The sequence below is a fragment of the Blautia sp. AF32-4BH genome (genome assembly GCF_003460565.1).
GTDB lineage: Bacteria > Bacillota > Clostridia > Lachnospirales > Lachnospiraceae > Fusicatenibacter > Fusicatenibacter saccharivorans.
This window is the reverse complement of the sequence record NZ_QTVL01000016.1, coordinates 1-14026: the sequence shown is the minus strand read 5'-3', so window position 1 is coordinate 14026 and position 14026 is coordinate 1. Positions and strand designations below refer to the sequence as shown.

Below are 14026 nucleotides of genomic sequence, written 5' to 3'. Positions count from 1 at the left end.
ATTTCATACTTATACAATACAAAGTCAATCTCAATTTAACCTCAACAAGGTTTGTTTTTTCATCAATGCAAAATCTTCTTTGTACAACAGACTGTTAGATATAGTAAAAACGGCCTTTCAAAAACAGTTAACTTCTAAATCAACTGTTTTTTGAAAGGTCGTTTCATCAGATTCTTATAGCAATCCAGCAAATAATCTCATAAATAATTGTCCCAGTCGCAAATATGCACTTCGTCCGGTTTGATATTGGTCTGTCACATCACGACATTCTCCCATCGTTCTTATCAGATCATTTTTTATTTCCACAACTGCCTGACAATCTGCCATAAAACAGCCGTTTTCAAAATGGTGATATAAACTTCGATAATCCAGATTAATTGTTCCACAAGTTGCCATACAGTCATCTGCCACACTCATTTTTGCATGACAGAAACCAGGAGTCCACTCATAAACACGAACACCATGTTTAACCAATCCATGATAAAAAGAACGAGTTATATTATAAATGAATTTTTTATCAGGGATACCAGGTGTGATAATTCTTACGTCTACCCCTCGCTTAGCAGCCAGACATAACGCATGCGTCATTTCATCTGTTATGATTAGATATGGAGTCATAAACCAACAATATTTTTCAGCTTTATTTATCATACTGATATAAACTTCTTCTCCTACTTGCTCATTATCCATAGGGCTGTCTGCATAAGGTTGAACAAACCCAGTTTGCTGTGCCGCATAATCATAGTGGAAAAGGTATTTACTAAAATCAGAATCATTAGCATCCTTATCACTTACTGCATTCCACATTTCCAAAAATGTCACCGTAAGCGACTGAACAGCATCTCCTTCTAAACGAATACCTGTATCTTTCCACTGTCCATACGGGTGTGTGTAATTAAAATATTCGTTTGCTAGATTATATCCACCTGTAAATCCGACTTTTCCATCAATAACTGTTATTTTTCTATGATCACGATTGTTCAAAAACAGATTTAAGCCTGGCATAAACGGATTGAATACACGGCAATGAATTCCTATTGCCTCCATCTTTTTCACAAAATCTGTGTTAATAAAGCCTATAGAACCCATATCATCGTAGAATACTCTAACTTTCACACCTGCTTTTACTCGCTCTTCCAGAACATCTTGAATCTTATGCCATGCTTCAGCGTCTTCTATCGCATGATATTCCATAAAGATAAACTTCTGTGCTTTCCCCAAATCCTTAAGCTGTGCCTCTAATCCTTTCACTGCTTCATCAAAATACACAATATCCGTATTCTGATAGATTGGATACTGCGAATTTCTTTGTATGTAACTTGCTATATTTCCTGCTTTCGGAATTGTTTCTTTTATTCTGCTCAAACACTCCTGACTGTCCGGGAGCATTGGTAACAATTTGCTATCAATTTCTGCATATCGCTCACGCATTTTATGTGTGCCGCCATTCAAACCAATCAACAAATACAGGCCTACACCCATAATTGGGAAAATTAGAATTAAGATGACCCAAGGCATTTTCATAGAGGATGTCTTATTTGATGCGTACAATCCCAAAACCAAGATCCCACTCAAAATCCTTGTAAATAAATTTATGATTTCTGCATATTCATTCAAGCGTGTTACGATAGTAATAATAAAAATCACTTCCAGAAGAATGCAGATTATGGAAAAGCACAGCCGTTTTACCCCATTTTTTGTTTTTGCTTTGCCCTCTAAAGTATCTTGTTTCATATATATTCCACCTTCCTACTTGCTCAGTTTTCTCCCTAAATTTCGTGTAACATACCAATTTTGTCTTTTATTCTCTGCATTTCATTATCTGCTTCAATGATAGCTCTTGCAGAATGAAGTAATTCTTCACTTATCTCATCATAGCCAGGCATTTCTTCAATTCCTTTTTTATAGCGAAGTTGATGTTCCAATGTTGCCCAGAAATCCATACCATTGGTTCGAATCTGTAATTCTACACGCATAGGTGTTTTACCCTTAGCAAAAAATACTGGTATTTCAACAATCATATGATAGCTTCGATAACCATTCGATTTTGGATTTTTTATATAATCTTTTATTTCAATAACTTTAATATCATGCTGTTATCCTCCTAAATAGATTGAAATATGTCAATGAGTTTTTTCTTGAACAATAGTATAGCACAATTCTTTTATTTTGTTCCAACTTCATACATGATCATAACATGTAAACTTTAAACTATTTTCCCAGATTATTTCTCCATCAGTTTTTCAAACCAGGTATCCATCCCCAAATAAGGGGTGACAACAGAGCGAAACCCAAATGTTAGCTGGACTTCCTGAAACCCATGTTTGCAAACAGGTGATTTTGATTAGCCGTCAGCTAACAAAAATCGGATTGCGTTAGCTGGTAATTGATCATTTTGAATGGAAAATCATGTCACGAACGTGATTAGAAAACAAAAAAAGCGTTCGTTGTCAGCTAATCCAGCTAACATTTTCGAACGCTTTGAAGCCCGTCGCCAAGAGGATTTGAACCTCCGACCCCTCGCTTAGGAGAGCTCCAACCTATTGTCACTCTCTGTCAATCTGAGGTAAGGTAAACCCATATGGGACACTATATAAAACTGTTTCCGATTCAATTCGAGTTATTCTGAATACCCCCTCTGTCAAGCTCTGTAAAGCTCTGAAAGTTAGCTGATTGTTTGCCCCAGCTAATAATCGGGGAATGCCTTGATATTACCATCGACATCTGTTATATGACCACCATGCTTCGTACGTTCGATCATGGTAAACAGTATTCAATTAAACTTTCCTATCATAAGTACAAGATATTTTCTTGTCTATAAATAATATAACGCATACGAGACGGTTTGTCCATGCGTTTTTGACTGGCAAATTTATAAGCTGCTTTCATATTTTTAAACACGGACATAACCAGTAGATATACCTTCGATTCGGTTGGATGCTCCCGTACTCTGAATCAATGCAACTTCTAAGAGTGTTTTCAATTCATCTACATTGGCTTCGAGAAATAATTCCTGTTTGCCTTTATGTTCATGGATGCTGCTAACCATCTGAACAATTTCAGGTGTTAACAACTTCGCAGGACTTACAATAAAATCAAAGTCTCTCATAGGAATCTCCTTCATTTCAGATTTATCTCCGTCATTCTATCATCAAATGATGGAGATAGAATATCCATATACACAATAAATATCCTCATTTCATCCATATATTATATCGTTTTATGAATCGTTTTTTCACTAAAATTACACTATTTTTTCACTATTTTTCATTACTTCATCGTCTTCGCCAGTGAATTGAGCAATGCCCGCATCTCTGGATTCGCCAATACTTTTGCCAGAAGTTCCGGATCGACTTCATCAGCAACAGTAGTATTATTATTTTCCTGCTGTACATGCATCTGTGGATCCAGATTCTTTTTCTCATAAAATGCTTCTTCAAAAAGCTCTGCATTTTTCCTTCTGTCATCATCCAGAATATGAGAGTACACATCTGTAACCATATTGACCTGAGCATGGCCAGAATCACCCTGTACCGCCTTGATGTCTCCACCATTCAGTTTCAGCTTATAAGTAACACTGCTATGACGAAAACTGTGAAATACAACCGGTGGGAGATTATAGTCCTCGATCAATTTCTTTAAAGGGCCACGGATTGCTCCATCACCAAGAGGAAGACCAAAGGTACTTGCCATAACCAGGTTATAGTCCATATATTCGTCACCCAGGATTTCTTTCATTTCATCCTGCTCAGCTTTCCAGTCTACAAGCATATTAGCAACGCTCTTCGGTAAGAATATCTTACGTACACTACTTTCTGTCTTCGGTGTTTTCAGAATACGGACCGTAGAATTCTTCTTATGATTTGTCGGAAATACCAACAACACATCTTTTCCATCCAATGCATTTAAAGATTCTTTTCTTATACGCTGTGATTCTTTGTTGATGAAGACATATGCACGGTTTTCTTCAATTGCCTCATGAGAAATATCTACACAATCCCAGGTAAGACCAAGCAGCTCACCAAGTCGCAGGGAACATGAGAAAGATAGATTAATTGCGAGCTTTAATCGTTCATCTTCACAGACACTGAGCGCATACATCAATGTATCCGCTGTCCAGATGTCTCTTTTTTGTGATTTATGTTTTGGTACAGTCGCATGGGTGCAAGGATTCTTCTCCATCAACTCCCATTTCACTGCCTGTTCAAAACAGTTTCTAAGCAGCTTATTAATATCCCTGACCGTACTGGAAGATACAAATTCATTTCGACTGGTTTTATTCAATGGATTGATAACTGCACGTCTCTTCAAAAGACTCTGATAATATCTTTCGATGAAACGGGTATTGATCTCTGAGAGTTTCGTATCACCAATGATCGGAAGAATATAGTTATTGATAAGAGAGACATTTCCTTCATATGTAGAAAGCGCCCAGTTTTCTTTGCCATAAAGTGCAACATATTCTGTAATAAGCTCGTCCAGTGTTTTGCATTTACGGACGACAAATGATCCCATCTCTTTTTTATATTCAATTTCTTTTTTTCTTCTCTTTGCTTCGGCTTTCGTTTCATAGGTTTCCCACTTCTGTTTCCTCTCACCTTTTTCATTCGTATAAGAATAGATTACATTAAATTTTCCGTTTCGTTCTCTTATAGATGCCATATTATTGCATACTCCTTTCCAAATCTCTTTGCTCCATCCAGTCCTCAAATTCATCCCGACGGATCCTAACTCGACTGCCAACTTTTATTACTGTGAACTTTCCTTTATCCGCCCACTTGTTGATCATGCTTCTGCTGACCTTTGCCAGATAGGAAGCTTCATCAAAAGTAAGATACTTTATATTTCCATTGCTTCCTCGTATTCCGGTCTGTGATAATTTCTTCCGCCGGAAATTAGCCAGGGCAATATTTTGTTCCTGTGCAAGTTCTTCATAATCATTCGATGGATCCAGCTTATACCGATCCTGACCTTCCAGGAATTTTCGAAAACTCTCTTTTGTGATCCTTTTCTTTTCTGCAATCACAATGAATTCAAAAAAATGACTATACTTTGGATTATCAAGAATTGTATATACTGCGCTTCTGGTTGTTCCAAGCAGCTGTGCCATCTCAGGCATCGTAATTGTTGCATCTTCCAGAAGAGCGTCTTTTTTTCTGTCTTCCTTTGTTCGATACCGGGACTGGCTTTTATACCAGTTCTGAAAAGATTCTTTTGGTATTCGTTTCCAGTAATCGACAATAACAGCTTCCATTTGATTTTTCTTGAGTAAATCATAAACAAGATACTCATCAACACCCAACAGATCCGCAACTTCCTTAACGGAATAGGACCAGGATTTCAATTCTTTCCCTGGTTCTTCTCCGGTAACTTTATGGTATTTAATCTGATTGGCGTACCATTTTTCAAAGCTGGCAATATTGATTCGTATCTTTCCAGCAATCTCTTTAGATTCAAAAACATTTTTATGCACCAGCCAGTATCGATCTGTCTTTTTTAATCCCAGCAGCTTTCCCATTTCCGGCACGGTCATCCAGGTTCTCTTTTGTGTCGGACGCCGTTTGTAAGGACTGTCTTCTGATATCTTTGAAATGATCTCTTCAACATCGTCCATTTCCGGAACTTCTTTTTGTTTCATAATTGCTGTTGCCATTTATTCTTCACTTCCTGTCTTTTTTAGTGTTAGTTTTTTTTCTTATATCATATCTCAAATCCAGATAAAAATTTAGGATGTCGATTGCAGACAAAATCTGCCTGATCAACACCCTGTTTTTTATTGTTCCAAGTTATCGAGCCAGTCATCGAAACTCTTCTTAGAGATGCGATACTTTCCGCCATCCAACTGGATCCACCGGAATTCCTTTTTCTTTAAAAGGTTATAAATAGTAGGTCTGCTGACTCCTAAGATTTCCTGTAACTCTTGAACTGTATAACATCTTTTTTCTGACATTTCTTTATCCTCTTTTCTTTGAAATATGAAAGAAAAATTATCCCTTCATATAACGAAACGCTCAGAGCATGTTTTACAGTGGTCAAAAGCAAATTTTTTTACTTTTTTCTTACGAGTTTTCTTTAATGCAACTCGTAACATTAGATTTTTACATTTTTCATGAAATTAAGTAAAGAAAAAGAGCATATGGAATTGAATCCATACACTCTATGATTACTGGAACTTTATTTCATTTTTAATTCAACAAACTGGAAGTTGTCAAACAGCGTTCGTTGTTTCGCTTTGTGGCATTTTTACACACTGCTGAATCACACCTGTAACATACGTAATGGAATCGGTGCAGTCGTTCTTGAGCCATTCTGAGATAATCGCCATCAATCCCCGAATATAAAAGGCCATGATATAAGGTCGATCCTGTGGTAGTACACCATAACGGTCAAGAATTGGCGTAAACACATAACGGAACATCTTATCATAGCTTTTATCCATCCCCAACACCGCCGCATTTTCTGTTGCTGTGCGGAACAGTCGCTTGTTGTTCTTAATGTAGCAGAGGTAAGGTGTTAAATAATCCGGCGTAATTAGATATAATTCATCTCTCGGGCAATTCCGCAGCTTTGCAGAAAAGGCATCTGAATCTTTCTCCATGCAAGCAAGAAATTGCTCGTTCATACGACTGACACTCTCCGAGAGCAAGTCTGACATCGTTTCATAGTGAAGATAGAAGGTGGAACGATTGACCTCTGCTACTTCACAGATTTCTTTGACTGTAATATACTCAAAATCTTTTTTTGCCAGAAGTGTCAGAAAGGCTTCGTCCATTCTGGCTGCAGTAGCAAAATATCTGCTTTCTGATCTATTCAATCATTCCCACCTTCTTTCGTGTTTTTGTTTACTTCTCACTGATTTCTTTTGCCAGTTCTATGATTTCAAAAGCGTATTTCTGCTTGCCCTGAGCCAGCAATTTTTTGTAGATGGGGTAATTAACGCCCATACCCAGCAGCCCGATAATGCCGACAATCACGCCGAGAACAAACATAGCAGTACTACCGTTGCCGATAACCTTCATGGAAAGGCACATCCCGACACCGGCTACCAACGCTGTGATAATACCGAAGGTGTAGGTAAAAACGTTTGCGGGAAGCTTGGCTTTTGCATCCAGCTTGCGAAGAGCGACCACCTTGGAAGTGTCCTTGGGTGCATATTCGTTTGCGAGTTGTTCTGCATAGATTTTATCTGTATTCATGGCTTGTTTCCTCCTTCATTTGATGGTTCTATGATACCAGCAAAGAACGAGTAACGGAACAACACTGACGGCAGTTTGTGTTGAGTTCAAGAATTGTGCAAGTTTCGATTTTCTTAATTCTACAAACTTGAATTTTCAAATTAGTCTTTGCAAATAACCTTTGAACCTTCACCATCAATTACAATTCCCTGACGGTTGTTAATTGGGCATAGATTCAAATCCGAAAACTCAGTCATTATTTTCTCGGTAACTTTCTTAAATGGTGCTGTAAGATAATGCGGAAGAACATAGAAATCAATCAAATCAAGCCCTGCATCATCTTCTTGTGAGTAGTCCTCTGGCTTTTTATCCATTTGCTCGATATATTGGATGCTTGGAGCGCATATAATTGCGCCTGCCGACTCGCCGATCATCAATTTTCCATTTGCCAATTCCTTTTTCAGTAGCCCATCAGCTCCCGTTTTACGGAGCTGGTCCATAAGAAAGAAAGAATTTCCGCCGGTAAAATATATCACATCTGCTTCTTCAAAAACAGACTGTATCGTTGAATAAGCCTCCGTTGAAATATCAATTTCAGTTACGATTGCTCCCAACTTTTTGAATAATTTTCGAGCCGAGCCGACATAACCGGTGTAGCCTTCACGCAGCGAAGCTGTTGGAATAAATGCGACTTTCTTATTTTCAATTTCTTCCTTTATCAGACTTCCCACACTTGAAAAGTGCGAACATAAAAATAGTTTCATCAATATTCTCCTTTATAAATTCCGATTTGTTACTCACATGATATCATATTTTTTCTTCAATTGCATTTTCATTGAAAAAATCATTAAAACTTCCAATGTTTAATATAAATAAAGCAATATAGTTGCATCCCTACTCGTATTAAGAGCTGAAAAATAAATATAAATCCTATATTAATGAAGAAGGAATGGAAGAAAAAAGCATCTTTTGAATATAGAATACCTAATATATTTTGTACATTCAAATTATTTATTGGAAACAAATACAAAATTTTGTTACCTACCCCTGTTTTTATCATTTGCACCAGCAATAATGGTAATATATATACCCCTAATGAAACAGCTAATACTGACATAGATGAATGCATAAGAGCTGATATTAACAATGTTACACTCTCAACAAATCCAATACCAACTAATTGCATGACAAGAATTAAAAAGTATATTTGAATATGGTTATATTGCAAAGGGAAGTCAAATAATCCCAACGACAAATTTGTTTGTATGTCTGAATTCCATCCGCTCATATCATACATTGTAGAGAAAACACCTATGTTGACCAATTGAAAAATAATAAATAAACTCACTGTAATAATACTTGTCGCAATCAATTTAGCAAATATCATTTTGTTTCTTCCATATTTTGTAACTAACAGAATCTGATTGATATTTTTAGAATTATCATCTGAAAACACTATGGAAGATACCAATATTGTAATTATGGACAAAAGAGCATATATATATCCAAGTACTCGATATAAGTCTGTCCATGGAACATAATTTCCTAATGTCAAAGGAGTATCAAATTTTTTAAATCCAACCTCGTCCAATGAATATAAATCCACGTCTTCTATTGTTAATCTTTGGCCTTTATTAACCTGTTCAATCATTTCTGAATAAACATTTTCGGCATCTTTTGAAAAAAAAGTATCTCCCATTTCCCAATAAAATGGATAAAAAGGCTTATTAACAACTTTTTGCTCTTCATTCTCTTGGAAATTATTCATAGAATCAGACAGAATCATTTTAACTTTTTCATCTGTAAACTCTCCAGAATATTTTTCATCTATTATTACATCGAGGCTCTTTTCAAACCCCTTTTTCTTATTACTCGCTTCACTCATTGATAGCTGTGAATAGTGATACCCAACAAAAAAAATCCCCAGAAGGACTAAGCATCCTACAACAATCCCACCAAATACAGTTCGGTTTCTCAATATTTTCCCAAGTTCAAACTTAATTAGCGATGTCATACTCTCATTCCCCCTCTCTAAAATAAAACAAATACAAATCTTCTAAAACCGGATCAACTTGTTTCGCATTTGCAAAAGGTTTTTCCCTTGAAATAAGTCGAAGAACAACTCCGTCTTCTCCATATTTACGATTACTTACTGTATATACTTGCTCAATTCGATTTACTTCTTTTTCTGGAACCAGGCATTCCCATACACACTTGTTAATATCTTTCAACAAATATCTTATTGTGCCTGTATTTTCAATTCTACCTTTTTTTAGAATAATGATTTCATCTGCTATATATTCTATATCTGATACAATATGTGTAGACAATAATACTATTTTTTCTGATGCAAACGAACTTATCAGTTTTCTAAATTTAACTCGCTCTTTGGGATCGAGCCCTACCGTAGGTTCATCTAATATTAAAATTTCCGGATTATTAATCATTGCTTGAGCGATACCTAGTCTCTGTTTCATTCCGCCAGAATACTTTCTGATTTTTTTATTTTTCACATCATCTAAGCCAACCTGAATCAATAAATCTAAACATCTCTTTTTTGCTATTTTCCCATTTAAGCCTTTCAATGAAGCGATATACATCATAAAATTTAATCCTGTAAAATCAGGATAGTATCGAAAATCTTGTGGTAAGAATCCAAGAATCGAGCGATAATATTCTGCTTGCAGAGCAATATCTTTATGGTCATATTGTATATTTCCACAATTTGCTCTCATCAGTCCACAAATAATACGAAATAAAGTTGTTTTACCCGCCCCATTAGCACCTAATATTCCGTAAATTCCAGGAGTAAATCGATACGACACATCATCAAGCACAGTTACATTCCCATATTGTTTTGTTATATTATTAATAGTTAATTCCATACTGAAGCTACCTCCCATTTGATTATTTTAGTTTGAGAATATAAGATAATCCCTAATATTGTCGTTGTAATGAAATATGCTATTCCCCAATAAAGCATTCGGATTTCATATATTTTAAAGATATTTGCAATTAAAATAACTGCGACACAAATACTTCCCGATATACACCATAGGAAATAATTATGTAATTGCTTTCTCCATATAGTTATAAGCGAAAATAAAATAATGCAAACAATATTGTATGGAACAAGTACATAGACTAATATCTGATACAAAGGCAAAGATACTATAGATTTAGTCATAAGAGAAAGCAAAATAACAATTACCATATCAATAATGCCAAAAATCAATAATTTCATCATAATATGTTGTCGCAAATCATATTTGAATGTCTGTTCCAATTCCCACATTCCTGTAGTAAAACTTTTGAATAATTCATCTAAAAAAAATAAAGCCGAAATGAATATTACACCTGTAATGCATAACATTATTTCACTTATCGGCTGTAAATTTTTAAAATTTAATGCCATAGTTATCCCTGATAGAAAGATGAATAATTGAATTATCCAAGTATGAACATGTATGAAGCGAAAAGTTGACAGGAATAGCTCAAAGTAAGAATGTCGACACATTCCAAGTCTAATCATTATTTCATATCCTAATTCGATGGTTTTTTCACGTCCTTCTATATCACCTTCTAATTTATAACCAGCCAATTTCGATATAATATCTTTTTTATCCATCATAAAATTCCTCTCTTTCTAAAACTTTTTCTAATTTTCTAAGGCCTTGATAAATACGTGACTGTACAGTAGATACCCCCACGCCAGTAATTGTCGCAATATCTTTTACCTTTAAATCGTGATAATACCGTAGTATCACAACCTCTCGTTGTATTTCAGGAAGTAAATCAAGTGCTTTTTGAACCGTTTCTTTTCTCTCATCATGTAATATTTCATCAATCAATGAAGTGTCTAAATCAGTTGTAAAATTATCTGTGAGTTCTATTTGCTCAATATGTCTTTTTTTCAAATAATTATTGCAAGTATTGACAGCCATAGTGTATAGATAATTTTGAAATTTTCCTATGAATCGGTATCTAGGTAAACTTTCTACCAATTTTAAAAAAATATCCTGTGTTAAATCAGAAGCTATATCGCAGTCTCCATAACATCTGCGAACACAATAAAAATACACACTATCATAATATTTATGTACTAAAATATCCCATGCATCAGGATCTCCCATCTTAATTTTGTTTATTATCATCCAGTCTTGTATCATATCCATCACTTTTCTCTTAATTATTCTTCTCTATATATAAACAACTAACCTTAACAAATCATTTAAAAACACAAAAACTTTTTATATTTTTTTATATTTTTTTACAATATGATAAACTATTCTTCCCCTCATGAGCAAGGGATTAGGAGTTCCCTGTGGCGGTTAGTATGCAGTAGTTCGATTATCCTGTAAGCGTGAGTTTTCCAAACTTATCGGATTCTTGGTAGTTGCCTTAGTAGCCGTTGGTCTTGTATTCAATGCGTCCGGCGTAAAAGATGTATTGTTACAGTTATTCAATAAGATTATTGGAGCATAAAATTAGTATTGCTATTGTGCGGACATTTGCATATAATAAAGATAGATGGAAATACTACTCACGAAAGGAGATGTTTTATATGGCTACAAAATCAGCAAATTTATATGCAAGGATTGAACCAGATGTCAAAGAAAAAGCAGAAAGTATCCTGTCTACACTTGGTATCCCTGCTTCCAGTGCTATCAATATGTTTTATAAACAGATTATCTTACAGAGAGGACTTCCGTTTGAAGTAAAAATACCATCTGACAGACCTGTTGATATCAGCACATTATCAGAAGCAGAGTTCAATGAAGAATTGGAGAAAGGATATGCGGATATGCAGGCTGGACGGACAAAAAATGCGAAGAAAGCATTTGCTGACATTCGCAAGGATTATGGCTTATGATATATGAAGTAGAATTATCCGAACAGGCTGACAGTGATTTGAGAGGGATTTTTGAATATATTTCTTTTGAATTACAATCGCCGGAAAATGCAAGCGGACAGCTTGACCGTCTGGAAGAACAGATATTAAGTCTGGATACGATGCCGGAGCGTTATCGAAAATATGAAAAAGAACCGTGGAAAAGTCGTGGACTTCGTGTATTACCAGTAGACAATTATGTGGTACTTTATATTCCAGACAGCGATAAAAAAGTTGTAACAATACTTAGAGTAATGTATGCCGGACGGGACATAGACAATCAGTTAAATCTCCACACAAAGCAATAAAGGATATGATTTAAAGCAGCCTTTCATTTATGATCGACTGCTTTTTTCATATTCAAAATTAAAAAGAAAGGGCTGAATTACGATGGAAGAATGTAGCGTATTGATTGAAACGACCAAATCAGCAGAGGATAAAACCTCTCGCTGGTTCGATTTACCCATTGATTATGAGCTGTTCCGTGACCTGCTCGGCGTGGAAGCTGACAGTGGCGATTATCAAATCATTGATATGAAGCTCCCCTTTGCTGGCGACATTGTAAGGACAACATCTGTCAGACGGTTAAACAAGCTGTACTTTGCTTACACGGATTTATCGCCAGAAGTTCAGCTGGCTTATAAAGAGTTGATTTCCTATTGTGGCGGTGTAGAGGATTTATTGCAGAAATCAGAAGAATTTCTGTTTTATCCAGAGTGCCACAACATCATGGACGTTGCCCGTTACCGCTTGGAACATAACATTGATTTTTTTGCTCTCTCCGAAAAGGGAAAGAAATATTTTAATCTGGAAGCCTACGTCCATGAACCGGAAGAAAAAGGACGTTATGCGGTCTGCAACAATGGTATGTTCAAGCTCTGATGGTGGGTATTGCTTATGGCAGATTTTATGAATACGATGAGTGAAAGGAAGTGACCGCTTATGATTGATGATATGCAAGTCTATATAGCCAATCTTGGCAAGTACAATGAGGAAGAACTGGTCGGGGACTGGTTCTCTTTTCCATTGGACGAAGAAGTAATTGCAGAACATATCGGCTTAAATGCAGAGTAGGTAAACGTCTCTTTTAATCTCCATTGTTATACTCCCCATTTCCGTGCATCTGCACACTTTTTAGTAATGAGATTCCATCACAGAACGACCTGAATTTCAATATGTATTCCCATTTTATGTGCATCTACACACTTTTATGTAATGTTGATAAATATATTTTCAGATTTTTTTATTGCAGTGTTTATAATCGACTACTCCAATCGTTATTATAGGTAAACAACAAAAAGAAGATGGTTCCGATGTTTCATTAAATATGTTCGTTAGTCTTTTACGCAAAGGATTCTATCTCCTCTGCGCCCTAATGCTTTTCGGATTCAGTTCAACAAACTAGAATTTACTTTAATAAATATTTTTCAAACGCTTTATGATTATCAAAGTGGACTTCTCTAAAAAACAGAACTAACCAAATAATATAGGTTGGTATAGCTATATATGGGGTTAAAAAGCAGGATAATAATGCTCCTGCCAACATTATAATAGCCCACATAAAGCACTGATTTCTTATATCACGAGAGATATAAGCTTTATCATACAATGCCTGTTCTTCTTTAGAAAATGAATTAAATCCCGAAACAAATTTTGTTGCTTTTTCCTTAAAAATCGCAAATAACACACCTATAATCAGAAATGGTATTACCAAAATTATACACGACCAAAATCCTATATTCATAATACATACCTCCGCTTCAAATTCCGATTTTAATGTCTCTATTATACCATAATGATACTATTATAAAAAAGGAAAAAGAGCTCCTTCGAGCTCTTTTGATTCAGTTCTGTAAACTTGAAGTTATAGTGCAATCTTTTTCCATTTTCTAATCTTGGTTCTAAAGGTTCCGAACGGAGCAACTGTATTAACATGTATGAATTTGTATACTTCCCAGAC

Annotated in this window: 17 protein-coding genes and 2 pseudogenes; 4 read left to right on the top strand and 15 right to left on the bottom strand. The window is 35.6% G+C overall.

Annotation, left to right across the window (positions count from 1 at the left end; genetic code table 11):
- Nucleotides 1-174: 174 nt before the first annotated feature.
- From cls to DWZ44_RS15115, 13 genes and pseudogenes are all read right to left on the bottom strand, one after another.
- Complete coding sequence (gene cls / locus DWZ44_RS15180; RefSeq protein WP_055225912.1) at nt 175-1734, bottom strand: cardiolipin synthase; 1560 nt, start codon at nt 1732-1734, stop codon at nt 175-177.
- 35 nt (nt 1735-1769) lie between these two features.
- Nucleotides 1770-2096, bottom strand: a pseudogene (locus tag DWZ44_RS15175) (GTP pyrophosphokinase); the annotation flags it as partial.
- Nucleotides 2097-2893: 797 nt separating this feature from the next.
- A complete protein-coding gene (locus DWZ44_RS15165) occupies nt 2894-3109 on the bottom strand; it encodes a hypothetical protein (protein ID WP_226977413.1) in 216 nt (71 codons plus the stop codon).
- A 161-nt stretch (nt 3110-3270) separates the two neighbouring features.
- Nucleotides 3271-4662 (bottom strand): tyrosine-type recombinase/integrase, encoded by a 1392-nt coding sequence (locus DWZ44_RS15160; RefSeq protein WP_171027973.1) that lies wholly within the window; start codon nt 4660-4662, stop codon nt 3271-3273.
- Between the two features lies 1 nt (nt 4663).
- Entirely contained in the window at nt 4664-5653 is a 990-nt protein-coding gene (locus tag DWZ44_RS15155) for a helix-turn-helix domain-containing protein (RefSeq protein WP_044954635.1), read from the bottom strand.
- A 120-nt stretch (nt 5654-5773) separates the two neighbouring features.
- On the bottom strand, nt 5774-5950 hold the full coding sequence (locus DWZ44_RS15150; RefSeq protein WP_003864535.1) for a helix-turn-helix domain-containing protein: 177 nt from the start codon (nt 5948-5950) through the stop codon (nt 5774-5776).
- Between the two features lie 258 nt (nt 5951-6208).
- Nucleotides 6209-6814: a TetR/AcrR family transcriptional regulator gene (locus DWZ44_RS15145; RefSeq protein WP_117805235.1), complete on the bottom strand. Its 606-nt coding sequence runs from the start codon at nt 6812-6814 to the stop codon at nt 6209-6211.
- A 28-nt stretch (nt 6815-6842) separates the two neighbouring features.
- Entirely contained in the window at nt 6843-7196 is a 354-nt protein-coding gene (locus DWZ44_RS15140) for a dihydropteridine reductase (protein ID WP_117805234.1), read from the bottom strand.
- Between the two features lie 140 nt (nt 7197-7336).
- On the bottom strand, nt 7337-7939 hold the full coding sequence (locus DWZ44_RS15135; RefSeq protein WP_117805233.1) for a Type 1 glutamine amidotransferase-like domain-containing protein: 603 nt from the start codon (nt 7937-7939) through the stop codon (nt 7337-7339).
- 83 nt (nt 7940-8022) lie between these two features.
- Nucleotides 8023-9189, bottom strand: coding sequence for an ABC transporter permease subunit (locus tag DWZ44_RS15130; RefSeq protein WP_092073365.1), 1167 nt, complete (start codon nt 9187-9189; stop codon nt 8023-8025).
- Nucleotides 9190-9193: 4 nt separating this feature from the next.
- Nucleotides 9194-10060: an ABC transporter ATP-binding protein gene (locus tag DWZ44_RS15125; RefSeq protein ID WP_005334760.1), complete on the bottom strand. Its 867-nt coding sequence runs from the start codon at nt 10058-10060 to the stop codon at nt 9194-9196.
- Nucleotides 10051-10806 carry a hypothetical protein gene (locus DWZ44_RS15120; RefSeq protein WP_117805232.1) on the bottom strand — a complete coding sequence of 252 codons (756 nt, stop codon included), beginning with the start codon at nt 10804-10806 and terminating at the stop codon, nt 10051-10053. Before DWZ44_RS15120 ends, DWZ44_RS15125 begins: the two co-directional genes overlap by 10 nt.
- Nucleotides 10796-11350, bottom strand: coding sequence for an RNA polymerase sigma factor (locus tag DWZ44_RS15115; protein ID WP_005334762.1), 555 nt, complete (start codon nt 11348-11350; stop codon nt 10796-10798). Before DWZ44_RS15115 ends, DWZ44_RS15120 begins: the two co-directional genes overlap by 11 nt.
- Nucleotides 11351-11739: 389 nt before the next feature.
- On the opposite strand from DWZ44_RS15115, the gene DWZ44_RS15110 reads away from it, so the two are divergent.
- The 4 genes and pseudogenes from DWZ44_RS15110 to DWZ44_RS15095 form a co-directional block, all read left to right on the top strand.
- Nucleotides 11740-12048 carry a type II toxin-antitoxin system RelB/DinJ family antitoxin gene (locus tag DWZ44_RS15110; protein ID WP_029471590.1) on the top strand — a complete coding sequence of 103 codons (309 nt, stop codon included), beginning with the start codon at nt 11740-11742 and terminating at the stop codon, nt 12046-12048.
- Entirely contained in the window at nt 12045-12374 is a 330-nt protein-coding gene (locus tag DWZ44_RS15105) for a type II toxin-antitoxin system RelE/ParE family toxin (protein ID WP_005334765.1), read from the top strand. The genes DWZ44_RS15110 and DWZ44_RS15105 overlap by 4 nt, the downstream gene beginning before the upstream one ends.
- Before the next feature lie 82 nt (nt 12375-12456).
- A complete protein-coding gene (locus DWZ44_RS15100; protein WP_117805231.1) occupies nt 12457-12948 on the top strand; it encodes an antirestriction protein ArdA in 492 nt (163 codons plus the stop codon).
- A 60-nt stretch (nt 12949-13008) separates the two neighbouring features.
- Nucleotides 13009-13137, top strand: a pseudogene (locus DWZ44_RS15095) (antirestriction protein ArdA); the annotation flags it as partial.
- 337 nt (nt 13138-13474) lie between these two features.
- On the opposite strand, the gene DWZ44_RS15090 reads toward DWZ44_RS15095, so the two are convergent.
- Complete coding sequence (locus DWZ44_RS15090; protein ID WP_055267398.1) at nt 13475-13810, bottom strand: DUF3784 domain-containing protein; 336 nt, start codon at nt 13808-13810, stop codon at nt 13475-13477.
- A gap of 120 nt (nt 13811-13930) precedes the next feature.
- A partial coding sequence (locus DWZ44_RS15085; protein ID WP_117699133.1) for a ClbS/DfsB family four-helix bundle protein occupies nt 13931-14026 on the bottom strand: 96 nt, incomplete at its 5' end.